23 protein-coding genes are annotated in these 22,945 nt (G+C 72.4%); 7 read left to right on the forward strand and 16 right to left on the reverse strand.

Annotated elements, in window-relative coordinates; all coding sequences use genetic code 11:
* The 4 genes from IE207_RS27000 to IE207_RS27015 form a co-directional block, all read right to left on the reverse strand.
* Positions 1-767 (reverse strand): LGFP repeat-containing protein (locus IE207_RS27000; RefSeq protein WP_229874037.1); only part of this gene is annotated, 767 nt, incomplete at its 3' end.
* A 249-nt stretch (positions 768-1,016) separates the two neighbouring features.
* Positions 1,017-2,414, reverse strand: coding sequence for a serine/threonine-protein kinase (locus tag IE207_RS27005; RefSeq protein WP_190186918.1), 1,398 nt, complete (start codon positions 2,412-2,414; stop codon positions 1,017-1,019).
* Positions 2,383-3,240, reverse strand: coding sequence for a serine/threonine protein kinase (locus IE207_RS27010; RefSeq protein WP_190186919.1), 858 nt, complete (start codon positions 3,238-3,240; stop codon positions 2,383-2,385). The genes IE207_RS27005 and IE207_RS27010 overlap by 32 nt, the downstream gene beginning before the upstream one ends.
* 338 nt (positions 3,241-3,578) lie before the next feature.
* The gene (locus tag IE207_RS27015) at positions 3,579-4,370 is read right to left on the reverse strand and encodes a metal-dependent hydrolase (protein WP_190186920.1); all 792 of its coding nucleotides are present in this window, start codon (positions 4,368-4,370) and stop codon (positions 3,579-3,581) included.
* A gap of 145 nt (positions 4,371-4,515) precedes the next feature.
* On the opposite strand from IE207_RS27015, the gene IE207_RS27020 reads away from it, so the two are divergent.
* Genes IE207_RS27020 through IE207_RS27030 form a run of 3 tightly spaced genes read left to right on the forward strand, consistent with a single transcriptional unit; the run spans position 4,516 to position 8,401 of the window.
* Entirely contained in the window at positions 4,516-7,038 is a 2,523-nt protein-coding gene (locus IE207_RS27020; RefSeq protein ID WP_190186921.1) for a DEAD/DEAH box helicase, read from the forward strand.
* A gap of 59 nt (positions 7,039-7,097) precedes the next feature.
* Positions 7,098-7,991, forward strand: coding sequence for an acyl-CoA thioesterase (locus tag IE207_RS27025; protein ID WP_190186922.1), 894 nt, complete (start codon positions 7,098-7,100; stop codon positions 7,989-7,991).
* An 8-nt stretch (positions 7,992-7,999) separates the two neighbouring features.
* Positions 8,000-8,401, forward strand: coding sequence for a YchJ family protein (locus tag IE207_RS27030; protein ID WP_190186923.1), 402 nt, complete (start codon positions 8,000-8,002; stop codon positions 8,399-8,401).
* On the opposite strand, the gene IE207_RS27035 is transcribed toward IE207_RS27030, so the two are convergent.
* The 7 genes from IE207_RS27035 to IE207_RS27065 form a co-directional block, all read right to left on the reverse strand.
* Complete coding sequence (locus tag IE207_RS27035; protein ID WP_190186924.1) at positions 8,365-9,234, reverse strand: DUF6397 family protein; 870 nt, start codon at positions 9,232-9,234, stop codon at positions 8,365-8,367. The genes IE207_RS27030 and IE207_RS27035 overlap by 37 nt on opposite strands.
* Positions 9,235-9,366: 132 nt before the next feature.
* Positions 9,367-9,765 carry a roadblock/LC7 domain-containing protein gene (locus tag IE207_RS27040; protein WP_190186925.1) on the reverse strand — a complete coding sequence of 133 codons (399 nt, stop codon included), beginning with the start codon at positions 9,763-9,765 and terminating at the stop codon, positions 9,367-9,369.
* Positions 9,766-10,000: 235 nt separating this feature from the next.
* Positions 10,001-10,639, reverse strand: a complete 639-nt coding sequence (locus IE207_RS27045) for a GTP-binding protein (RefSeq protein ID WP_190186926.1) — start codon at positions 10,637-10,639, stop codon at positions 10,001-10,003.
* Positions 10,639-11,019 carry a DUF742 domain-containing protein gene (locus tag IE207_RS27050; protein WP_190186927.1) on the reverse strand — a complete coding sequence of 127 codons (381 nt, stop codon included), beginning with the start codon at positions 11,017-11,019 and terminating at the stop codon, positions 10,639-10,641. Before IE207_RS27050 ends, IE207_RS27045 begins: the two co-directional genes overlap by 1 nt.
* Positions 11,020-11,036: 17 nt before the next feature.
* Entirely contained in the window at positions 11,037-11,480 is a 444-nt protein-coding gene (locus IE207_RS27055; RefSeq protein ID WP_190186928.1) for a roadblock/LC7 domain-containing protein, read from the reverse strand.
* Positions 11,480-13,984, reverse strand: coding sequence for a sensor histidine kinase (locus IE207_RS27060; protein WP_190186929.1), 2,505 nt, complete (start codon positions 13,982-13,984; stop codon positions 11,480-11,482). The genes IE207_RS27055 and IE207_RS27060 overlap by 1 nt, the downstream gene beginning before the upstream one ends.
* 85 nt (positions 13,985-14,069) lie before the next feature.
* Positions 14,070-14,849: an MHYT domain-containing protein gene (locus IE207_RS27065; RefSeq protein ID WP_190186930.1), complete on the reverse strand. Its 780-nt coding sequence runs from the start codon at positions 14,847-14,849 to the stop codon at positions 14,070-14,072.
* A 178-nt stretch (positions 14,850-15,027) separates the two neighbouring features.
* On the opposite strand from IE207_RS27065, the gene IE207_RS27070 reads away from it, so the two are divergent.
* Positions 15,028-15,627: a class I SAM-dependent methyltransferase gene (locus IE207_RS27070; protein WP_190186931.1), complete on the forward strand. Its 600-nt coding sequence runs from the start codon at positions 15,028-15,030 to the stop codon at positions 15,625-15,627.
* 49 nt (positions 15,628-15,676) lie between these two features.
* Here IE207_RS27070 and IE207_RS27075 read toward each other — a convergent pair whose 3' ends face one another.
* Positions 15,677-16,294: a DinB family protein gene (locus IE207_RS27075; RefSeq protein ID WP_190186932.1), complete on the reverse strand. Its 618-nt coding sequence runs from the start codon at positions 16,292-16,294 to the stop codon at positions 15,677-15,679.
* Between the two features lie 171 nt (positions 16,295-16,465).
* Here IE207_RS27075 and IE207_RS27080 point away from each other — a divergent pair, with 171 nt between their 5' ends.
* Positions 16,466-17,266: a hypothetical protein gene (locus IE207_RS27080; RefSeq protein ID WP_190186933.1), complete on the forward strand. Its 801-nt coding sequence runs from the start codon at positions 16,466-16,468 to the stop codon at positions 17,264-17,266.
* 36 nt (positions 17,267-17,302) lie between these two features.
* Here the strand turns inward: IE207_RS27080 and IE207_RS27085 are convergent, their stop codons facing one another.
* The 4 genes from IE207_RS27085 to IE207_RS27100 form a co-directional block, all read right to left on the reverse strand.
* Positions 17,303-17,848, reverse strand: a complete 546-nt coding sequence (locus IE207_RS27085; RefSeq protein WP_190186934.1) for an MOSC domain-containing protein — start codon at positions 17,846-17,848, stop codon at positions 17,303-17,305.
* A gap of 20 nt (positions 17,849-17,868) precedes the next feature.
* Positions 17,869-18,051, reverse strand: a complete 183-nt coding sequence (locus IE207_RS27090) for a tail-anchor membrane protein (RefSeq protein WP_190186935.1) — start codon at positions 18,049-18,051, stop codon at positions 17,869-17,871.
* Between the two features lie 16 nt (positions 18,052-18,067).
* On the reverse strand, positions 18,068-18,724 hold the full coding sequence (locus IE207_RS27095) for a TetR/AcrR family transcriptional regulator (protein ID WP_190186936.1): 657 nt from the start codon (positions 18,722-18,724) through the stop codon (positions 18,068-18,070).
* Positions 18,725-18,820: 96 nt separating this feature from the next.
* Positions 18,821-20,812 (reverse strand): galactose-binding domain-containing protein, encoded by a 1,992-nt coding sequence (locus tag IE207_RS27100; RefSeq protein WP_373304778.1) that lies wholly within the window; start codon positions 20,810-20,812, stop codon positions 18,821-18,823.
* Between the two features lie 746 nt (positions 20,813-21,558).
* Here IE207_RS27100 and IE207_RS27105 point away from each other — a divergent pair.
* Positions 21,559-22,317, forward strand: a complete 759-nt coding sequence (locus IE207_RS27105; protein ID WP_229874038.1) for a molybdopterin-dependent oxidoreductase — start codon at positions 21,559-21,561, stop codon at positions 22,315-22,317.
* On the forward strand, positions 22,301-22,912 hold the full coding sequence (locus IE207_RS27110; RefSeq protein ID WP_190186938.1) for a cytochrome b/b6 domain-containing protein: 612 nt from the start codon (positions 22,301-22,303) through the stop codon (positions 22,910-22,912). Before IE207_RS27105 ends, IE207_RS27110 begins: the two co-directional genes overlap by 17 nt.
* Positions 22,913-22,945: the final 33 nt, after the last annotated feature.

Below are 22,945 nucleotides of genomic sequence, written 5' to 3' on the forward strand. Positions count from 1 at the left end.
TCGTCCATCGTCGGGAACCCCCAACGACGCTCCGCGTCCGTCGCCCAGAACTTGTCCAGGATGTCCCCGTACACGGCGAACGCCGCATCCGGATGCCAGATCACGATCCCGTGCTGGAACAGCTGGAACCGCCCGCCCGACTGGGCGGGCTCCTCGGCGCGCAGCGGCCGGCCGAGGGGGCCGTCGGGTCCGCCCGTGCCGTAGTACTTGGCGCCGATCGTCCCGTAGGGCTGGAAGGCCTCGTCCCGCATCTGCCGGGCGACGCCCTCGGCCTGCGGGTAGCGTTCCGGGTAGCCCGATCGCTGGACGGCCTGGGCGAGTTCACCCGCGCTGCTGCCCTCCATGCCCGGCTCCATCTGCTGGGCCACCTCGAAGAACTTGTTCGCCGCGTAGTCGACGTCCATGACCTGCTCCGGGGAGCCCCAGCCCTGGGAGGGCCGCTGCTGGAAGACGCCCAGTGAATCCCGGTCCCCGCAGTCGAGGTTGTTCATCCGGGACTCGACCCAGCCGGTCTCGAAGCCGGCGAGCATGACCTTGTCGGACACTCCCCGGCGCTGTCCGACCTCGTAGACCTTGCGGGTCACGGCGATGTCCCGCTCCGGGGGGATGTCGCAGTAGAACCCGGCCGTCATGGCGTGCCCGAGGGGACCGGGTACCCCGGCCGCGTTCCGCGCGGAGGCGGGGCCGCCGCCGAGGGCGGACACGGCCGCCGCGACCAGGAGGACCGCCGTCACGGATCTCGCGCGCCCAGCTGTTGTGCCACGCACGTTCCAGCTCCTTCGCTTCGTCAATCACCTTGCGGTGCGGGGACGTTCGGCGTGCCGGGGCGAGGTGCGTGCGCGGTCGGCCCACCGACAGCCCGCAAGCTAGCCGGGGGCGGGGCGGGCAGGGCATCCGGAACGATCCGGAGTGACAGCGCCGGAGGGTGCCCGATAGGCATGGGACGGGCGGAGGGGGCGGCTTCGGGTCAGCGTCCGGAGACGGCGACAGGACGGGGCGCAGGGGGCGCTCGCGGATCAGCGTCCGGAGGCGGGGACGGGGCAGGCGGGGACGCGGGGGCGGTCTTTCGTGCGTACGGCGGGCAGCCAGGCGGTGGGCCGCGGCGAGCCGGCGGGCAGCCGGACGCGGAACCACTGGGGCGACCAGGCGTCCCGCTCGTCGATGATGGGGATGCCGTGGGCGAGCAGGCAGTCGACGGCCAGCTCGTCGCCCTGCCACACCCGGGTCGGGACGACGTTGTCCGCGGTGTAGGGCCGCTGGGGGTCGATGGCGAGCCCGAGGCTGCAGTCCGGGTCCCGGTCGGTGCGGGTGGTGCAGGTCGGTTCGGCGTTGAACACCCGGATCCGGCCGGCGCCGCCGAGGGGGGGAACGTCGTCACGCGCGCCGTGCGGTGCGCTCGCCGTGGCCGTCCCGCACAGCAGCGCGCAGACGAGGGCGGCACGGACGGCCCTGCGCCTGCGGCCCGCGGGGAGCCCTTCGCGCGTCTGCGGGCGGGCGGTGACGCGGGCCAGGAGGCTCTCCGCCGTGTGGGCGGCGCGGGCGGCGTGCGAGGGGGCCAGGCAGTCGGCGGCCAGCTCGCGCCAGAAGGGGGGTACGGCGGGGTCCAGGCGCAGGGGGGCGCGCCCGTCGGCGTACTCCTGGACCGCCGCGCCGCGTGCCATGGGCGTGGCGCCGGGGAACGGTGGGGCACCGGCCGTGAACACCTCGTGGATCACGATCCCGAGGGCCCATATGTCGGCGCTCGGCCGGACTTGGACGCCGTGCTCGCCGAGGGGGGCCTTCCAGCGCTCGGGCGGGAGGTAGTCGAAGGTTCCCATCGGGGGCGCGTAGCCGTGGGTGCCGTGCGTTCCGGTCAGCTCCGCGGCGAGACCGAAGTCCGAGAGTCTGACGGAGCCGTCCGCCATGAGAAGGATGTTGTCCGGTTTGAGGTCGCCGTGCACCCAGCCGGTGCGGTGCAGGTGGGCCAGGCCCTCGCAGATCTCGGTGATCAGTCGGGCGCCTTCGGCCTCGCTCACCGGGCCCGCGTGGAGGAGGTCCCTCAGACTGCGCCGGGCCCGTTCCATCACGAGGACGAGCGCACCGTCCAGGAACGGGTGGTCCGGTTCGCTGAGCACGACGGAATCCAGGAGGCGGATCAGCCGGGGGTGGCCCGCGCGGCGGCCGAGTTCGACCTCGCGCCGGGCGGTGTCCACGACGTTGCGGGCCTGGCGCGGGGCGAGCCCGGAGGTCGGCAGGAACTTGAGCGCGACCGTGTCCCGCGTCGCGGGCCGGTCCTCGCCGGCCGCGCGGCCCGCGTAGACGGTCCCCCAGCCGCCGGCGGCGATGGGTTCGGTGACTTCCCAGTTCCCGACCCGGTAGCCGGGCGCGAGCAGCTCCGCGCAGTCACTTCCCGATGTGTCGGCCGGGCCGTGCACCTTCCCCTCCTCCGGTCGGCTCGTTGCGGGGGCTGGTTCCGCTCCGGGGTGGCAGCAGCGCCAGGTGCTCTTCCCGGACGAGCCCGAACCGCAGGGCGAGGCCGACGATCGACTCCCGCTTGCCGTTGCGGCGGGCGCCGCGGCCGGGGTCCTGCTCGGGGGGCGGGACGACGCGCATCTTCTCCTCGGCGAGGTAGTCGATGTGCGAGCTGACGGCGCGGGCCGTCAGCCTGCCGCAGGCCGCGTGGTCCCTGAGCCGTTCGACGATCTGGGGCGTGGTCGGCACCGCGACCGGTGACTCGTCGCGCAACCGGGGTTCGCAGAGCGCCACGAGGACGAGGAAGTAGGTGGCCGTCTCGTCCAGGGAGTACGCGGTGACCGTGCGTCCGCCCCACTGGCCGCCCGCGCCGCCGAGGCCGTCCGGGTCGAGGTAGACGTGGTCGGGGGCGAAGACCTGGAAGGAGACGGTGGTGTCGCGGCGGGTGGGCAGCACGACGCGGGAGAACTCGAAGGGGATGGGGGCCCCCGCCCGGCGTGGCGGGACCCTCAGGTACTCACCGGCCCCTTCGGGGTTCTCCACGAGGTAGCTGTGGGTGGCGCTGAGGTTGCTGAGCTGCCAGTGGTCGTCGGTCACGCGGATCTCGCCGGCCAGGCGGGAGATCGCGTCGTCGACGAGGCGGAGTTCGACCGGCGTCGTGGCCGACCCCCGTCCGAAGCGGGCCACTTCCCCCGGGCCGAGCCGTAACGTCACCGCGCCGTCGCCGTCCGGCTCCGCGGCCGCCGTGCCGCCGCTCCCCGGCGGCAGGTAGATCACTATCCCGCTCACAGCTTGCTCCTCGCCCCCGTGCGGGCGGTCGTCACGCCCGCCGAACGTTATACATCCCGGGGAGTGCGGCGCTGCGCGGTCTTTGGCCGTAATGAGCCGGTACGGGCTGTGCCGCAGTCGGACCGGAGCGGGGGCGTCCGGCCTTCTCGGGCGCCGGGCGAACCCGCACCCGCGCTGTTCCCTCGGAGCACCGGGGCCGCGGGCCGCCCCGGGCCGCCCGCGGCGAAACGGCGCGAACCGCACCCCCCGGCGGCCTCTGTGGGCCGCGGTCCGGCGTACCGGGGGGCCGGCGGTGGCCAGGGCCCTGTCGGGGCGGTCTCCCCGGGCCCGGGCAGGACTTAGATGAAGTTCAGTGCGCCGGCACCGCCGACCGCGCCGAGCAGCATGAACACCGGCATGAGGACCTTGAGCTCCACCCAGCTGCCGGCCCGGAAGCGCATCATCTTGGGCGGCCCCATCGGGTACCAGCGCTTGCCGGCGATGGGGATCGGCCACAGGATCGGGCAGCCGGAGACGGTCAGCGCGTCGCCGATGTCGTGCACCAGGGCGCCGAGCAGGATCGGCAGGCCGAGCCACAGGTACTCCTGCCCGGGCTCGGTGAACAGCCAGCCCGCGCCGTTGCCGGGCTGGTCGAGCACACCGGCCAGGATCCAGGCGCTGGTGGCCCCGAGCAGCCACACCAGGATGTCGCTGGACATCCTGGCGGCCCGCCACAGCAGGCCTTCGACGGCGAGCACCAAGTGGACGAAGAGGAGGAGGAGCACGCCCCAGCGGTCGGTCGTGACCGCCAGGAGGGAGGACCCGGCGCCGATGAGGACGGCCCACAGCCAGGTGTGGGTCAGGGTGCGGTGCCCGCCGCTGCGGCGGGCGTCGCGCGGGGCGCGCGTCGCCTTGTAGACGGCGTAGGAGATCTTGTCGACCACCTCGCACAGCCCCCGGGACAGGGGCCCGAAGGCGCGCGAGATCGTCGCCGACTTGTGGTCGAGGTCGGGGGCGAGGGCCGCTCCGGCGCAGATGAGCGCGCCGACGACGAGGACGGGCCACGGCATCGGGTGCCCGGCGGCCGCGGCCGCCGCACCCACCCCCAGCCAGGCCGCCGCGCCGGACAGTGAGTGCGCCGGACCCATCATGTTCGTTTTCCCGCCCCGGTTCGTTCGTCTCGGGCCCCGGTGACTGATTCGTTCGGGCCGCGCCGACGGCACAGCGTACAGTCGATGATCTTCGCTTCGGTCGCCGGTTGCCTGATCCGGCGGGAAGCCAGGCAAGATGGGGGGTGTGACCCTCATTGATCAGCTCCCGCCGAACGCCGAGCCCGACGCCCTCTTCGAGGCTTTCTCCTCGTGGGCGGAGGACCAGGGCATCACCCTGTACCCGGCGCAGGAGGAGGCACTGATCGAGGTCGTCTCCGGGGCGAACGTGGTCCTGTCCACCCCGACCGGCTCCGGCAAGAGCCTCGTCGCGGCGGGTGCGCACTTCACGGCCCTGGCCCAGGACAAGGTCACCTTCTACACCGCTCCGATCAAGGCGCTGGTGTCGGAGAAGTTCTTCGACCTGTGCAAGCTCTTCGGTACCGAGAACGTCGGCATGCTGACCGGTGACGCCTCCGTGAACGCGGACGCGCCGGTGATCTGCTGCACCGCGGAGGTACTGGCTTCGATCGCCCTGCGCGACGGGAAGTACGCCGACATCGGCCAGGTCGTCATGGACGAGTTCCACTTCTATGCCGAGCCGGACCGGGGCTGGGCCTGGCAGATCCCGCTGCTGGAGCTGCCGCAGGCACAGTTCATCCTGATGTCGGCGACCCTCGGTGACATGAAGCGGTTCGAGGAGGACCTGACCCGGCGCACCGGGCGGCCGACCTCGGTGGTCCGCTCCGCGACCCGGCCCGTACCCCTGTCGTACGAGTACGTCACCACGCCGATCACCGACACCATCACCGAGCTGCTGGAAACCCGGCAGGCCCCGGTGTACATCGTGCACTTCACCCAGGCCCAGGCGGTCGAGCGGGCGCAGTCGCTGATGAGCATCAACATGTGCACCCGCGAGGAGAAGGACAAGATCGCGGAGCTGATCGGCAACTTCCGCTTCACCACGAAGTTCGGCCAGAACCTCTCCCGCTACGTACGCCACGGCATCGGCGTACACCACGCGGGCATGCTGCCCAAGTACCGCCGCCTGGTGGAGAAGCTGGCGCAGGCCGGTTTGCTGAAGGTGATCTGCGGTACCGACACCCTCGGAGTGGGTGTCAACGTCCCGATCCGCACGGTGCTGTTCACCGCGCTCACCAAGTACGACGGCAACCGGGTGCGGACGCTGCGCGCCCGAGAGTTCCACCAGATCGCGGGCCGGGCCGGACGGGCCGGCTTCGACACGGCGGGTTATGTCGTCGCGCAGGCGCCCGAGCACGTCATCGAGAACGAGAAGGCCCTGGCCAAGGCGGGTGACGACCCGAAGAAGCGCCGCAAGGTGGTCCGCAAGAAGGCGCCCGAGGGCTTCGTGGCATGGTCGGACACCACCTTCGAGAAGCTGATCGCCGCCGACCCCGAGCCGCTCACCTCGCGCTTCAAGGTCACCAACATCATGCTGCTCTCGGTGATCGCCCGGCCGGGCGACGCCTTCCAGGCCATGCGCCACCTCCTGGAGGACAATCACGAGCCCCGCAAGGCCCAGCTGCGCCACATCCGCCGGGCGATCGCCATCTACCGCTCGCTGCTGGACGGCGGTGTCGTCGAACAGCTCGACACCCCGGACGCGGAGGGCCGCAGCATCCGGCTCACCGTCGACCTCCAGCAGGACTTCGCGCTGAACCAGCCGCTGTCCACCTTCGCGCTCGCCGCCTTCGACCTGCTGGACCCGGAGTCCCCCTCCTACGCCCTGGACATGGTCTCGGTCGTCGAATCGACGCTGGACGACCCGCGCCAGATCCTGGCCGCGCAGCAGAACAAGGAACGCGGCACGGCCGTGGGCGCGATGAAGGCCGACGGGATCGAGTACGAGGAGCGGATGGAGCGGCTCCAGGACGTGACGTACCCCAAGCCGCTCGAAGAGCTGCTCCTGCACGCCTATGACGTGTACAGCAAGAGCCACCCCTGGGTCCGTGACCACCCGGTGTCCCCGAAGTCGATCATCCGCGACATGTACGAGCGGGCGATGACCTTCACCGAGTTCACCGCGTACTACGAGCTGGCGCGCACCGAGGGCATCGTGCTGCGCTACTTGGCCGGCGCGTACAAGGCGCTGGACCACACCATCCCCGACGACCTCAAGTCCGAGGACCTCCAGGACCTCATCGCCTGGCTCGGCGAGCTGGTGCGCCAGGTGGACTCCAGCCTGCTGGACGAGTGGGAGCAGCTGGCGAACCCGGAGGTGGAGACGGCGGAGGAGGCTCAGGAGAAGGCCGACCAGGTCAAGCCCGTCACCGCGAACTCGCGGGCCTTCCGGGTCCTCGTCCGCAACGCCATGTTCCGCCGGGTGGAGCTGGCCGCCCTGGACCACGTCAACGTGCTGGGAGAGCTGGACGGCGAGTCCGGCTGGGACGCCGACGCCTGGGGCGAGGCCCTGGACCGTTACTGGGACGAGTACGACGACCTGGGCACCGGCCCCGACGCCCGCGGACCCAAGCTCCTGCAGATCGAGGAGGACGCGGCGCACGGCTTGTGGCGCGTCCGGCAGACCTTCGCCGACCCCAACGGGGACCATGGCTGGGGCATCAGTGCCGAGGTCGACCTCGCGGCCTCCGACGAGGAGGGCCGGGCGGTCATCCGCGTCACCTCGGTCGGCGAGCTCGGCGAGCTCTGACCCGCCCCCCGTAAGCCAGCGCCACCGGACCCGCAGGACCCGACAGTGGAGAACCCCTGATGACGAACCCCGCCGAGAGACTGGTCGATCTGCTCGACCTGGAGCAGATCGAGGTCAACATCTTCCGGGGCGCCAGCCCCCAGGAATCCCTCCAGCGCGTGTTCGGCGGGCAGGTCGCCGGCCAGGCGCTGGTGGCCGCCGGCCGCACCACCGAGAGCGACCGTCCGGTCCACTCGCTGCACGCGTACTTCCTGCGCCCCGGCATCCCCGGGGTGCCGATCGTGTACCAGGTGGAGCGGGTGCGCGACGGGCGTTCCTTCACCACGCGCCGCGTCGCCGCGATCCAGCAGGGCAAAACGATCTTCAATCTGACCGCCTCCTTCCATCACCCGGAGGAGGGCAGCATCGAGCACCAGCTGCCTCCTCGCCTCGACTTCCCGCACCCGGACGCGCTCCCGAAGGTGGTCGACGAGATCCGCGAGCACCTGGGCGCGCTGCCCGAGGCGCTGGAGCGGATGGCCCGCCGTCAGCCCTTCGACATCCGGTACGTGGACCGGCTCCGCTGGACCCCCGAGGAGCTCAAGGACGCCGATCCGCGCAGCGCGGTGTGGATGCGCGCCGTCGGCCCGCTGGGCGACGACCCCCTCGTCCATACCTGCGCCCTCACCTACGCCAGTGACATGACCCTCCTCGACGCCGTGCGCATCCCCGTCGAACCCCTGTGGGGCATGCGCGGTTTCGACATGGCCTCCCTGGACCACGCCATGTGGTTCCACCGGCCGTTCCGAGCGGACGAGTGGTTCCTGTACGACCAGGAATCGCCCATCGCGCACGGCGGCCGGGGCCTGGCCCGCGGCCGTATCTACGACCTGGAGGGCAGGCTGCTGGTCTCGGTGGTCCAGGAAGGCCTCTTCCGCCCGTACCCGTCCGCGCCGTCAACCCCGAAGAGCTGAGCCCCACCATGCCCACGCCGGTCCTCCCTTGTCCCTGCGGGCTGCCCGCCGCCTATCCCCAGTGCTGCGGCCGTTTCCACTCCGGTGAGCGGCAGGCCCCCACCGCCGAACTGCTGATGCGCTCCCGGTTCAGCGCGTTCGCCGTCGGTGACACCGCCTATCTGCTGCGGTCCTGGCACTCCTCGACCCGCCCGGCCGGGCTCGAACTGGACCCCGGCCAGCGCTGGGAGCGGCTGGAGGTCCTCGCCACCGAGCGCGGCGGGATGTTCGAGACGCAGGGGTCGGTGGAGTTCAGGGCGCACTACCGCGAGGGCCGGCACACCGGATCCATGCACGAACTCAGCGGCTTCTCCCGGGAGGACGGGGCCTGGGTCTACGTCGGCCCCCTCTCCGGCGTCGACTTCGACTGACCGCGCGCCCCCGTCAGGGCGAAGTCCAGACTGGTGCGGTACCAGTGGATCTCGTCCGGGTCCTGCGCCCGCAGGAGCGGCAGCGCCACGGCCGCGGCCGCCGGCAGCTGCGGATGCCCGTAGGGCGGCGGCGGTGCCAGGGCCGCCAGCACGATCCGCTCCGCCGGATCGGGCACCACGGCCCGCAGCTCCTCCTCGGGGAGGACGGAGGCCAGTACGGCGGCCCGCTCCCAGGGATCGGTGGTCCGTCTCAGCAGCAGTCCCACATGCCGCCCGCGCCATGCCCGCGGCCGCAGGTCGGTCTTGGCCGCGATCAGCTCCCGGTCGGCCGGGGGCGCGATCCCCCTCAGCATCCCGGCCTCCCGGACCGCGAACTCCCTCAGTTCCGCAGCCAGGTAGAGCCACACCACGGCCCGGTACCGGTTGATCCGGTAGCCGACCGGGGTGAGGTGCCCGCAGCGCGCGAGCCGGGTCAACCGGCTCGGCCCCACCCCCAGCACCTCGGCCGCGGCATCCGCGCCGGCCACGGTCTCGACGCGCGCCCGCAGCGTCTCCGGGAACCCACCGGTCGCGCGGACCCGGTCCAGCTCGGCCCGGGTGAAGCGGACGGCCCCGCTCGACGCCCGCGGTCCGGCACGCACGAGCCCCAATTGGACGGCCCGGGCGAACTCACCCCGTTTGAGACCCAGTTCCCGGGACGCCCGGACGGCGCCGAACAACTGCTCCTGCGGCGGCGCGTCCGCCGACACCGGCGCCAATGCCTCCGCGCATTCCGTCGCCACCATCCGCCCGGGCGCTTCCCGTACGGCACAGTCCTGCACATCACTCTTCATCACGGTCCTCCCCCACCGAGTGGCGATCACTCTGTGTGAAGACCGTAACCGAGTGCGACGGAGCAGCGCGGCGCCTGTGGATAACTCCGGATCCGGCAGCCGGTCGTGCCCCTCACGGGCTCTCCCGGGCGCTCACCCCCCGGTGATCCGCCGCTCCGTGACGCCCAAGTGCTCGCCCACCCGGTTCACCATCAGCGTCATCTCGTAGGCGACCTGCACGATGTCCGCCTCGGCGGCGCTGAGCGCGCACAGGCAGCTGCCCGCGCCCGCCGCCACGACGAACAGGAAGCCTTCGTCGTACTCGACCATCGTCTGCCGGACGTCACCCGCCCGGAAGTGGCGCCCCGATCCCTTCGCCAGGCTCTGCAGTCCGGCCGCGACCGCCGCCAGGTGCTCGGCGTCCTCCCGCGCCAGCCCGGCGCTCGCCCCCGTGACCAGCCCGTCGTTGGACAGCACCACCGCGTGCCGCACTTGCGGGACCCTGCGCGTCAGATCGTCGAGCAGCCAGTCGAGCTGCTTGTCCAGTGCCATGTAGAGCCCCTCCCCGTCGGCGCGGCCCACGGGCCGCGCCCCACTCTGCTCGGTCGTCCGCAAGCCTTCCCCACCAGCTGCTTTCCGGCAAGGAGGACGGACCCCCGGCGCAGAAGATGACTCAAGAGGAATGGCGGGCGTTCACCCGGCCGCCGTCGTCGCGGGGTACACCCGCCGTCTCCCGCGCCGGTGGAAGCCCGTGCACCGCTCCCGATCCGGTCGGCGGGGGCGCCCGTCAGTGCGGCCCCGTCGGCGGACCCACGGATTCGAGCAGCCGGGCGGTGTGCACCCGCCCGGCGTACTCGACCAGCCTGACCAGCACTTCCTTCCCCGAGTCCTTGTCCCGCGCGTCGCACAGCACCACTGGCGTCCCCTGCTCCAGGTCCAGGGCCCGCGCCACCTCGTCCGCCCCGTACCGCCGGGCCCCCGTGAAGCAGTTGACGGCCACCACGAACGGGATCCGCCGGTGCTCGAAGTAGTCAACGGCCGGAAAGCAGTCCTCCAGGCGCCGGGTGTCCGCGAGCACCACCGCGCCCAGCGCGCCCTGCGACAACTCGTCCCAGAGGAACCAGAACCGGTCCTGCCCCGGTGTCCCGAACAGGTACAGCGACAGCCCGGCCCGGATGGTGATCCGTCCGAAGTCCATGGCCACCGTCGTGGTCGTTTTCCGGCCGACGCCTCCCGTGTCGTCGACGAGCTCCCCCGCCTGGCTGAGCAGTTCCTCGGTCCGCAGCGGCCTGATCTCGCTGACCGATCCGACCAGGGTGGTCTTGCCCGCCCCGAAACCGCCCGCCACCAAGATCTTCAGTGCGAGCGGAGCGGACTCCGCGTCCGCTCCGGCGTCCGGGCCCGGTCCGTCGTCCTGCAGTCCCATCACAGTGCTCGCAATCCTTCGATGACTTCCCGCAGAATCCGCTCGTCGGGCAGCCGGGCGGGCGGTACCGGACGGCTGACCTTCACATGGCCACCCTCCAACAGGTCGCCCAGCAGGACCCGCACGACGCCCACCGGCAGGTCGGCGTCGGCGGCGAGTTCCGCCACCGACTGCGTCTGGGCCCGGCAGAGCCCGAGCAGTGCCCGGTGTTCGGGGCCGAGCAGCGCCTCGTCCGCCGTGTCCGTGCCCGACCGGTCCACCACGACCAGGGCGATCAGGTCGAACCTGGCCCCGTGCGGGCCCGGTCTGGTGCGCCCTCCCGTCATGGCGTACGGACGCACGAGCGGGCCCGCCTCCGCGTCGTACCAATGGCCTTCCATACGCGCGGCCGCCGTTCTCAACCGGCGGCCGGCGGCCGCGCCGTGAACCGCGGCGGGGTGTAGAGGTGTTCACCGACGCGCTTCACCAGCCGGGCCATCTCGTAGGCGATCAGCCCGATGTCGGCGCCCGCGGCACTGAGCACCGCCATGCAGGAGCCTTCCCCGGCGGCCGCGACGAAGAGGAACCCGTCGTCCATCTCCACCATCGTCTGGCGCACGCCCCCGGCGCGGAAGTGCCGACCCACGCCCTTGGCGAGGCTCTGGAAGCCCGACGCGACGGCGGCCAGGTGCTCGCCGTCCTCACGGCTCAGCCGGCTGGAGGAACCGACCGCGAGGCCGTCGTTGGACAGGACCACCGCGTGGCGGACCTCCCTGACCCGTACCACGAGGTCGTCGAGCAGCCAGTTCAGTTCGCCGGATCCGTGGGCTGTGCCCAGGTCGGTTCTCCGCTGTTCGACCATCAGGAATCTCCTTCGCTGCCGTGGTGGGGGGACTTCTCCCGGGCGCCGCGCGCCCAGCCGGCCTGGTACGCCGCCATCCGGTCCCGGACCTGCTCGGGGCTGCGGCCGGGCAGCTCCGCGCAGAGGTGCGCCTCGGCCGGCTCCACCGGAGCGGGAACCTCGCGCAGTTGCGGGACGAGGCTGGCCTGGCGGACCCTGCGCGGCAGTTCGGTCACCGCCGCGGGTTCAGTCACCACCGCCGCGGGATCGGGTGCCGGCGCGGGTTCGGGTGCCGGCGCGACCGGCGCCGCCGGGGCCTGTCCACGGGAGGCACCGCCACCGGCGCCGCGCGGCCGCAGCGGCGCCACCGGGGCAGGCCGCCGAGGCTCCGGCTCTTCGGCCGGGAGCGGTGAAGAGGAGGGGAGCGGTGAAGAGGGCGGGGGCGCTGAGGAGGTCGGGCGTGGGGGCGGGGTGCCGACGGTTATGGCGCCCTGGATCACGGAGTTGGGCAGCAGCACCACCGCGGTGGTCCCCCCGTAGGGTGACGGGCGCAGGTGTACCCGGATGCCGTGCCTGGCAGCGAGCCGGCTGACGACGAACAGCCCGAGCCGGTCGCTGTCGAAGAGGTCGAGGGCCTCGGACTGCTCGATGCGGCGGTTCGCCTCGTCGAGAGACGCGCTGCCCATGCCCAGTCCGCGGTCCTCGACCTCGACGACGTAGCCGGCTCCCACCGGCTCGCCGCTGACCCGGACCTTGGTGTGCGGCGGCGAGAACTGCGCCGCGTTTTCGATGAGTTCGGCGAGCAGGTGGGTGAGGTCGGCGACGGCGCCGCCCACGATGGCCGCCTCGGCGAGCCGGCGGACCTCCACGCGCTTGTAGTCCTCGATCTCGGATACGGCGGCGCGGACGACGTTGGTCAGCGGCACCGGCATCCGCCACGCCCGGCCGGGGGCGGCGCCGGAAAGGATGATCAGGCTCTCGGCGTGCCGCCGCATCCGGGTGGTGAGGTGGTCGAGCCGGAACAGGTCCCCGAGCTCGCCGGGGTCCTCGGCGCGCCGTTCCATCGAGTCGAGCAAAGTGAGCTGCTTGTGCACCAGGACCTGGCTGCGCCGGGCGAGGTTGACGAAGACGCCGCTGACCCCGTCGGCGAGTTCGGCGCGCTCGACGGCGGCGCTCAGGGCGGCCCGGTGGACGGTGGACAACGCCTCGCCGACCTGGGTGATCTCGTCGTCCGCGACCGGTCCGGACGCGGTCTCGGCGTCGATGTCGATCTCCTGACCGGAACGCAGCCGCTCCATGGCGGACGGGAGCTTGCGGTGCGCGATCTCCAGGGCGGTGTTGCGCAGCGAGACCAGCTCCACGACCAGGGCGCGCCCGATGCGCACGGAGATGACGAGGGAAGCGGCGACGGCGGCCAGACCCAGCAGCACGGCGGCACCCGACGCGCCGAACGCGCCTTCGGCGAAGGGCGCGGCGCGGTGGGCGGCTCCGGCGTGGGCGGCTTCCGCGATCTCCCGCAGGGACGCGCTGACCTCGGTGTAGGCGGGGTCCCAGCCGGCGGGCACCCCACGGGCCTCCTTCGGCGCGGTCCCGTTCCCCGGGACGGCCGCGCCCAGCGCCCGTTCCTCGGCTCCGGTGAGCTCGGCGTACGAGGCGCTCTTGGTCACCGCCTCCCAGGCGTGCTGCCCGGCGCCCGGCAGGTCCCGCGCGGCGGAGTCGGTCAGGGCGCGCCGGGTCTCTATGACGCCGGTCAGACGGCGCTGCGCCTGCGCGCCCGGCGCCCCCGGCAGGGCGAGCAGCGCGTCCTCCCGGGAGAGCAGCTCCCCGGCCCGGCCGAACTCCAGCAGCACCCGGTCCCCGGCCCCGAGTTCGGGGTCCTTTCCACCGGACAAGGCACCGGCGGCGGCGAGGGCGGAGTCGGCCACCCGGGTGTAGGCCTCGTAGGCGGTTTCGGCGCTCGCGCCCCGGCCGGTGACCTGCTTGCGGAACGGGCCGAGCTCCTCGGCGGCGGCCACGAAGGCACCGAGCCGGGCGACGACCTCCCTCGGGTGGTCACCCGAGTCGGCCACGGTGTTCCGGTCGCCGAGCCGCAAGCGGCGTATCGCCGCGTCGGTGCGCCGGGCCTGCTGCTCCAGGGCGGCGCCCTGCTCGGCCGCGGGATCGGCCAGGAAGCGGACTGCTGCTCGCCGCTCGGCCTGGAGTTCGGCGAGGGCGGCCGACAGCGGGGTGCGCATCTGTGCGTCGATCCGCTGGACGCGGCTGAGGCGGGCGATGTCCTGGGCGGTGCTCACCGTCGCGAAGGCCCACAGCCCGAGCAGCGAGACGACCGGGACCATCAGCAGGGAGACGACCTTGGCGCGCACGGTGCCCGGGCGGAGGCGGATCCCCGGCCCGGGGCGCGGGGCCGGGAGCCGCGGGGCGTGGGCCTGCGCACCGTCCGGCGGCTCCTCGGCGGGTGGCCCGGCGTGCGCCCGGCGGCCGCGCGCGGGGGGCGCTGCTTCCGGTCTCCTGCGGGGTGTGCGCATGGGGCTCCTCGTTCCGGGGCTGTACGTAGGGTGCGGTCGGTGCGGGCGTTCGACGTGGGCGCCCCGGAGGTCGGGGCGGGGGCGCTCAGCGGGCCCCCACGGCGTTCTCCCCGAGGCTGCGTGCCGACGCCGAGGCGGCCCGTTCGTCGGCGGTCGGGGACAGGGCCACGAACGCGCAGGTGAGGAAGAGGTAGGAGCCGAGCCCCACCGCGAGGGGGAAGATGAACTGCATGGCGGTCGCACCGGGCAGGGCAGCGTCGGAGGGGGTGACGCGGACGGCGACGGCCAGCATCCCGGTGTAGTGCATGCTGCTGACGGCGGCGCCCATGACGAGCGAGGCGCCGGCGGCGGCCGGCGGCGACGTGGTGTGGAGCGCGGCCCACAGGGCGGCGGTCGCGGCGAGGACGGCGATGGCGACCGAGAGCGCGACCGTGAGCGGCCGGTAGGAGACCGTACCGTGCAGGCGCAGGGCGGCCATGCCGAGGTAGTGCATGCTGGCGACGCCGAGGCCGGTGGTCAGGCCGCCGAGGACCAGGGCCCGGCCGCGGCCTTGGCCGTAGCCGACGGCGAAGACGCCCGCGCCGACGACCAGTACGGCGACGAGGAGGCTGAGGATGGTCAGCGGCACGTTGTAGTGGATGTCGGTCCCCGTGACCTCGAATCCGAGCATGGCGACGAAGTGCATCGTCCAGATGCCGGTTCCGATGGCGGAGGCGGCGGTGAGGAGCCAGTTGCGGCGGGTGGATCCGGTCGCGGCGAGGGCGCGGACGGTGCAGCGCAGCCCGAGGGCGGCGCCGATGCAGGCCATCACGTACGACAGCGCGGGGGTCAGCCAGCCATAGGCGGCGTGGTGCAGGTGTCCCATGGCCAACGGACGCTAGTGCGGGTGAGGGCGCGAACAAGGGGCGCATTTCGAAACCCGCTGTAACTGCTGGAATATGACAGAGCTACGTTCGTCTTCGATCAGGCTGGATGTCACCTTGTGCACGGCCCCGTGCGGGGCGGGGCCCGTGCGGGGCATCCATGTGGGAGATCATGGGCCCATGAGCGAAGACCACACGCATGTCCGGGAGTTCTTCGGGGCGCGCGCCCCGGACTGGGACCGCAAGTTCCCCGACGACGGCCCCGCCTTCGCACGCGCCGTGGCCGAATCCGGTCTGCGGCCGGGAGACCGGGTGCTCGACGCGGGCTGTGGCACCGGGCGCGCACTGCCCGCACTGCGCGCGGCCGTCGGACCCTCGGGAACCGTGATCGGCGCGGATCTCACCCCGGAGATGCTGACCGCCGCACGGGACGCCGGGCGGGCGGACGCGGCGGCGCTGCTGCTCACGGACGTCACCCGGCTGCCGCTGCGTGAGGGGGTGCTGGACGCGGTGTTCGCGGCCGGTCTGATCGCGCACCTCCCCGATCCGGAGTCGGGACTGCTCGAACTCGCCCGTGTGGTCCGCCCGGGCGGGCGGCTCGCGCTGTTCCACCCCATCGGGCGGGCGGCGCTCGCCGCCCGCCAAGGCCGGGAACTCACCCCGGAGGATCTGCGGGCCGCCGCCAACCTGGGCCCACTGCTGTCGGCGGCGGGCTGGGAGATGACCTCGTACGCGGACGAGGACGACCGTTTCCTGGCCCTGGCCTCCCGCCGCCCCTGACCTCCCGCGCCCGGCGCGGACGGGGCGCGGACACCCTGCGCCGACAGGATCAGCCCCTGCCGTCCTCCGGCGCCCCCTGCGCTTCCCGCGCCACCCGCTCCAGCCGGTCGTGGTAGCGCTCCCGTGCCGCCTGGTCACCAGGTGGCATGCTGTCATTGCCCTTCGACCACCCGACGGACCCGTCGATGAGCTCGCGCACGACATCGGCGTGGCCGGCGTGCCGGTGGGTGTCGGCGATCACGCGCACGAGCACCTGGTGCAGGGTCGCCGCCCGTCGCTCCCGCGGCCACCACGGGACCTGCCCGACCGCGTCCAGCGCCAGCGCCCCGATCGTTTCGCCGGAGTGCTTCCAGGCGCGCCGGTACAGCCCCACGATGTCCTCACGGGACTCCTCCGCAGTGGCCCACATGTCCGCATTGGGCTCAGCGGCCTCGGTGTACCAGGCGGGTGGCGGCCCCTGGTCGAAGAACGGCCGTCCGAAGGTGTCCCCGAAGTACCCCAGCTCCACCCCGGTGAGGTGTTTGACCAGCCCCAACAGGTTGGTGCCGGTCGGCGTGAGAGGGCGGCGGACGTCGTATTCGCTGAGCCCTTCCATCTTCCACAGCAAGGCGTCGCGGGCGTCCTGGAGGTAACGCAGAAGATCCGCTTTCGCGGTCGGCTCGATCATGCCGGGCAGTCTCCCACCCGGCACCGACAGCGGGGCCGGCCGTCGGCCGGGACCTCAACTCGTCGTCCGCGTGCCCGGCTTGAAAATCGACGCCCGCGGGCTCTCGACGGGTGAGTTACCCACTGGTTAAGGTGCGCCGACGAGCGAGCGACCGGATCGGGAGGAGGCCACGTGTCACAGGCGGAGGACGACGGGGGTTCGCTGTACGTGCTGACCGCGGTGCTGGTGACCCCCACCCAGTTCCCGGCCGTCCTCGGTGACGACTACCCCGAGGCGTGCGCGCTCCTGGGCGTGAAGCCGGTCCCGGACGGGTACGGGCTGGTGCTCGGGCAGGACGAGGAAGGCGCGCGCTGGACGGTCGTCGTGGACGACGTCGCGCTGGTGGCCACCGCGATCGCCTCCTGGGACTGCGGCATGGAGTACGACCTGTCCCCGGACGAGCGGACCATCGTGGTCTCGCTGGCGGGCTGGCCGCTGGAGCTGACGGTCTCCGCGTCCGGCCTGCCCGACCCTCACGATCCCGAGCAGGGCGCGGACGGCACCGGCCGGGTGCCGCTGGCCCCGCCCTCGGCGCAGGTGTGGGGGCCGGTACAGCGTCGGCTGGGCGCGGACCAGATCGCCCGGGACTGGACGGACTGGCGCCGGCGGGTCGCGACGGACGGCGGGGCGGCGGCCGTCGCGCACCCGGGGCTGGCACGGGCGCTGACCCAGGCAGCGGGGTACGCGGAGCAGGCCCCGCCGCCGGGCCGGGTGCGGTCCTCCTTCGCAGAGGAGGGCGCACGGACGCTCCGGGCGGACGGGCCCGGCTGGTCGCTGGTGGCGCGCACCGGCGAGACGGCGTTCGTCCTGCTCGACGAGGAGCCGGGCGAGGTCCTGCCGGTCCCTGAAGACGGCCACCCGGACCACCCGGAGCTGCCGAAACTGCGCGACCTGCTGGAGCAGCTGCAGCGCATCGCCGTGCGGCCCGTCTGAGGACGCACCCTGCTCGGGCCGCCGCGCTCCCCCGCGTCAGACGCGTTCGAGCGGTATGTGCGGGCCCGGCGGCAGGGTGACCGTTATGGGGTCGCCCGGGCGGATGGTGCCGCCGTGCCGGACCACGCCCATGACGCCGGCCTTGAGCACCGGACGGCCTTCCTCGTCCCTGCCGACGACCTGCTTGAGCAGCCCCTTGCGGAATTTGTCGATCTGCAGGCAGGGATTGCGCAGGCCGGTCACCTCCACCAAGGCCTCCTCGCCGAGGCGCAGCAGTGTCCCGACGGGCAGGGCGAGGAGGTCTACGCCCTCCGTGGTGACGTTCTCCCCCAGCTCGCCGGGCCGGACGGTGAAGCCGGCGCCGGCGACCTCGTCGAAGAGCTCCCGGTGGATCAGGTGGACCTGCCGCAGGTTCGGCTGGGTCGGGTCCTGTGCCACTCGTGAACGGTGTTTGACGGTGACCCCGGCGTGTACGTCTCCCTCCACGCCCAGCCCGGCGAGCAGCGTGATGCTCTCCCGCCTCGGCTTGGTGAACGAGTAGACGCCGTTGCTGCTGACCGCCGTAACCTGTGCGCTGCCCATGTGCGTCCCCCTGGCCGCCGTCAGCGGCCGATCTGCTTCCTGGATATACCCCGCAGCCGACGTCGCTGGGAGGAGTCCAGCATGAAGTACGCCACGGTGGGCACCCCGATCAGGACCAGGAGCCCGGCCCAGAATCCGACCGTCGCGAACAGCACGATGGCTGCCACCACGCCGGCAACCGCGACCTTTCCGCCTGTGGACATCTGCGGACACCTCCTTCTACGTCGGCCACTGTCCCTTCAACGCGTCACCCCCGCCATGGGTTCCCGCACCCCGTGGGACGGGAACGCGTACCAGGCCGGTGACGTGGTCGGTGATCATGTCGAGGACCTCGGAGGCCGCTTCCTCGTCTCCGAGGACGAGGAAGCGCAGGGTCAGGCCGTCCGTCATGGCGGCGAGGTAGCGGGCGAGGACCTCGGTCGGCACGGCCGGTTCGAAGTCCATCACGGTGCGGAGCTGATCGATGAGTGCGCCGTAGGTGTCGGAGTACAGCCGGTACTGCCGTCGCGCGAGGTGGGCGAAGTCGCTCTGGCGCACGGCGTACTGGGTGAGCTCGTAGGTGAGCATGTGCTCGCCCGGGTTGGCCACCACGTGGTCCCAGTAGGCCTGGAAGCCGGCCCGGATCGTCTCGTGGAGGGTGGCCCGAGGGCGGAGCGCCTCCCGGACCACCCGGATGCAGTGTTCGGTGATCGTCTCGATGACGGATTCCAGCAGGGCCTGCTTCGAGTCGAAGCAGTAGTGGAAGACGCTCAGCGACAGCCCGGCCTCGGCGGCGATGGACCGGGTGGTCGTCCGGGCGACGCCGTCGCGGGTCATCGCCCGGATCGCCGCCTCGGTCAGCTGGCGCCGCCGGTCGGCCAGGGGCATGCGTCCCATGCGTGTTCCTTTCGTACACGTCGTACACGTCGTACGCGTCGTACGCGTTCACCGCCGGGACGCATGCCCCACGTGGTCAGCTGCCGCCGTGCGTGGTCAGCTGCTGTAGACGCCGACCTCGTTGAGGGAGTAGCCCCACTGCGTGCCGCGGCCCTGCCCGTGGACGCGGACGTAGCGGGCCGGGACTCCGGCGAACTGGGCGGTGTCCAGGCCGCCGTCACCGGTGGTGGTGGACCAGACCGTCTGCCAGTTGGTGCCGTCGGCGGAGGTCTCGATGCGATACGCCCTGCCGTAGGCGCGCTCCCAGTCCAGGGTGACGCGCTTGACCAGCTTCGAGGAGCCGAGGTCCACGCTGAACCACTGGTCGTCGTTCCAGTCGCTTGCCCAGCGGGTTCCCCGGTCGCCGTCGACGGCGCGGCCGGGCGCGTAGCTGGTGAACGGGTTCCACTCCGAGGTACTCGCCGTCGCCGCCGCTCCCGCCACGAGGTTGACCCCGGCCTGGTGGTGCTCGGACGCGCCCCACGTGCGCAGATACGATTCGGCGCCGCGGAAGAGGTCGTCCACGATGCCCTGGCCGCCGACGATCCGGATGTCCTCGATCCAGTCCGGGACCAGGCCGTAGTGCGCGGCCCCGTCGGTGTTGAGGTCCCAGGTGCGCTGTCCGGCGCTCTGCCGGTCGATCACGGAACCCCCGTCGGTGCTGCGGAACGGGTACCTGACGGGGTTCGGGGTGTTCGCGCCGCGCGGGCCGGGCCAGCCGCCGACGCCGTTCATGTCGGTGCCGTAGCCGTAGCCGACGCCGTACTTCTCGCGCAGTGCCTGCGTACGCTTCGCCTCCGCGCTGAAACCCTCGGAGCCGTTCATGTACTGGGCGGCGAAACCGCCTAGCTTGTAGAGCCGCTCGGTCCAGCCGAGGTCCATCCAGCTGTGCGAGGAGATCACGCCCGGGTAGGACTCGGTCTCCAGGATGTCGAAGGCCTGCCCGGCGGCCTTGACGCTCATGTGGTCGACTTCGAGCATCATCTTGCGTTTCATCATGCCGCGCACCGCGTACTCACCGAGCGCCGTGAGGCCCCTGGTGTTGCACTGGGCGTCGGCCGCGTACGCCGGAACCGTGACACCCGGCGGCAGTTCCTTCTGCGCCTGCGGCGCCGGGGCGAGCCCGATCGGGTTGTCGTGCTGCGGGCCGGCGCACTTCTCGGTCTGCCAGAAGGTGCCGGTCGACAGGAACTGCCCGACGTTGATGGCCGTACCGAGCGCGCCTTCGTCGAAGCGGACGCCGCAGAGGGCGTTGTCGAACTTGTGGCAGAGGAACATGCTGCGGACGCCGAGGCGGTAGAGCTCGTCCAGGCCCCGGTCGACGTCTTCCTTGCTGCACTGGGCGATGTCGAGGATCTGCTTGCAGCCGAAGGGCTCGGAGGTCTCGACGCCGAGGACGACGGCGAGTTTCCCCTGTTTGACGACGTCACGGGCCTGGGCGGAGTCGGTGACGATACGGAACCAGCCCTTTCCGGGGCCGCCGTACATCTTGTCGATGAACGCCTGCATGTCGTAGGTCTTCTGCGCTTCGAGGCGGATGGCGTCCATCTCGTTGCAACCGCGGTCCTTGAAGAAGTAGACCGAGCAGATGACCCCGTTGGTGACGAGGTCGTTGACGAGTACCCGCTGGCCGCCGCGCCAGGCGCGTTCGATCCAGGCGTAGTAGTTCTGCTGGTGGGTCAGGGAGTCGTGGGCGGGCCAGTCCTTGAAGGTGGGCCAGCCGGTGGGGTCGTGCTTGCCGTCGCCGCCCTTGGTGATGAAGTCGAAGATGGCGAGGGAACCGTCGGGGTAGTGCTCGGGGCAGTCCTTGAGGGCGTCGGCGACACCCAGGTCGGAGAAGGGTTTGCCGCAGATGAGGCGGCCGCCGAAGCCCTCGTTCGCCATGATGTGGTCGTGGGCGTCGACGAAGCCGCGTACGTTGCCTTGCGCGTCGGTGCCCTTGAAGGGCTCGCCCGTGACGTTGACGGCCGAGTCCGGCGCCGGCCGGGCGACGGGGTCCCACCAGCCCGGGCCGTCCGCGGCGGCCCCTTGGGTGGGGCCGAGGACCATGGCGAGCATGGCCAGGAGTAAGGACAGGACCGCGATCGGCCTGCCTCCGCTGTGCGGCTGTCGGGTCACGGCCATCACCATGTCTCCGGTCGGCGGACGGCGGGCTGGATTGTCATGTCCCGCCCAAGGTCCACCGAGAATCGCGACTGCCGCAAGAAGAGTCAAGGGTCCGGGACGGTTGACCTGACGCTGCGTCGGATCGGTGCCCGCCGGAGCAGTCCGCGTGGGCCGACATCTCGGCGAAGACGGCGGGGCCGGAGGTGGCGCCGGGAGTCCTGACGGTCACGCTCACGGTGCCGGCGGATGCGGTCGCGGGTACGGCCAGGGCCCGTGCGGCGCCGATGGCGAGCGACCTTCCCGGTGACGCGGCGGAGCAGCAGCCCCTTGGACATGGAGTCTCCCTTGCGGGATGCGCTGCGGCGAACGCGGCACGGCGGCGTGTGCGCGAGCGCCGCGCCCGGGGGAAGTACCGGACTCTGGTGGTGAGGCTGGGCGAACCGGTGAAGACGGCCCGCGGGGAGGGGTCCCGGGATGGTGGGGCCGGCCAGGGAACGGCCGGTTCGCCGCCCTCACCCGCATTGCCCTGCGGACTCGAACGGGCTTGCCACGCCGCACCTACCGCACAAACCGCTACGTCCGGATAGCATGTGCGACTCGCCGAAGTGGACTGGAGCAGGATGTGACGGAAGTCTGACGGCACCGCGTCGCCCCTGGTGGCGGGCGCCCGCAAGTGGTCGAATCAGCGCGTGAGTACAGAGCAGCCCGCCCCGGGACCACCACATCCGGAACCCGACCCCGACGAGACCGGCACGCCGGTCGGACGACGGCTGGTCCTCGGCATGGTCGGCCTCGGCGCCGCCGGGCTGCTGGCCGCGCCCGTTCTGCAGCGCGGGCTCGAAACCGCGCTCGGCGCGGCCGCCGACAAGGATCCGACGGGGCTCACGGGTCTGCTCCCGAACGGCGGCGGCTTCCGCTACTACTCGGTCGCCTCCTCGGTGCCCGAACGCGGCCCCGCGGACTACCGGCTGACCGTCGACGGACTGGTCGAGCGGCCGGCCACGTACGACCTCGACGCGCTGCGGCGGCTCCCGCAGACCCGCGTGGTCCGGGACGTCCAGTGCGTCACGGGCTGGCGCGTGCCGGGTACCGCCTTCGAGGGGGTCCCGGTGTCGCGGCTGCTCGACGCCGCCGGGGTGCGGCCGCAGGGCCGCGCCATCCGGTTCACCTGCTTCGACGGCGCCTACACCGAGAGCCTCACCCTCCCGCAGGCCCGCAGGGACGACGTCATGGTGGCCTTGCGTATGCAGGACGAACCGCTGGGCCACGTCCACGGCGGACCGGCGCGGCTCTACGTCGCCCCCATGTACTTCTACAAGTCCGCGAAGTGGCTCTCGGGCATCACCGTCACCGACGAGGTGGCACCGGGCTACTGGGAACGGCTCGGCTACGACGTCGACGCGTGGGTCGGCAGATCGAACGGACGCGACGATGCCCCTACCGTCTGAAACACCCGGGCGGGTACACCGGTTCGGCAGGACCCAGCGGTGGGTCCACCGCAGCACGGCCGCCCTGATGGGCGTGTGCGTGGTGTCCGCGGGGTGCCTGTACCTTCCCCCGCTCGCGGAGCTGGTGGGGCGCCGCCGTCTGGTGGTCACCGTCCACGAGTGGTCGGGGCTGCTGCTGGTGGTCCCCGTCCTGTTCGGCCTGGCGTCCCGCGCCCTGCGCGCCGACCTCGGCCGCCTGGGGCGGTTCGGGCCGCACGACGGGGTGTGGCTGCGCAGCGCCCTGCGACGGGGCGGGGACCGTCCGGCCGGGAAGTTCAACGCCGGGCAGAAGGTGTACGCGGGCTGGCTGGCCGGGGCGGTGCTGGTGATGCTGGGCACCGGGCTGCTGATGTGGCTGACCGGGCTCGCCCCGCTGGTCCTGCGGACCGGCGCCACCTTCGTCCACGACTGGCTCGCCCTGACCCTCGGCGTCGTCGTCGCCGGACACATCGGCATGGCCCTGCGCGATCCGGAGGCCCGGCGCGGCCTGCGCACGGGCTCCGTCGACCGGCACTGGGCGGAGCGCGAGCATCCGCTCTGGCGGCACGGCGGCTGACGACCGGCTCGCCCCGGGCGCTCCTCAAGGAGC

The organism is Streptomyces cirratus (genome assembly GCF_014650775.1).
GTDB lineage: Bacteria > Actinomycetota > Actinomycetes > Streptomycetales > Streptomycetaceae > Streptomyces > Streptomyces cirratus.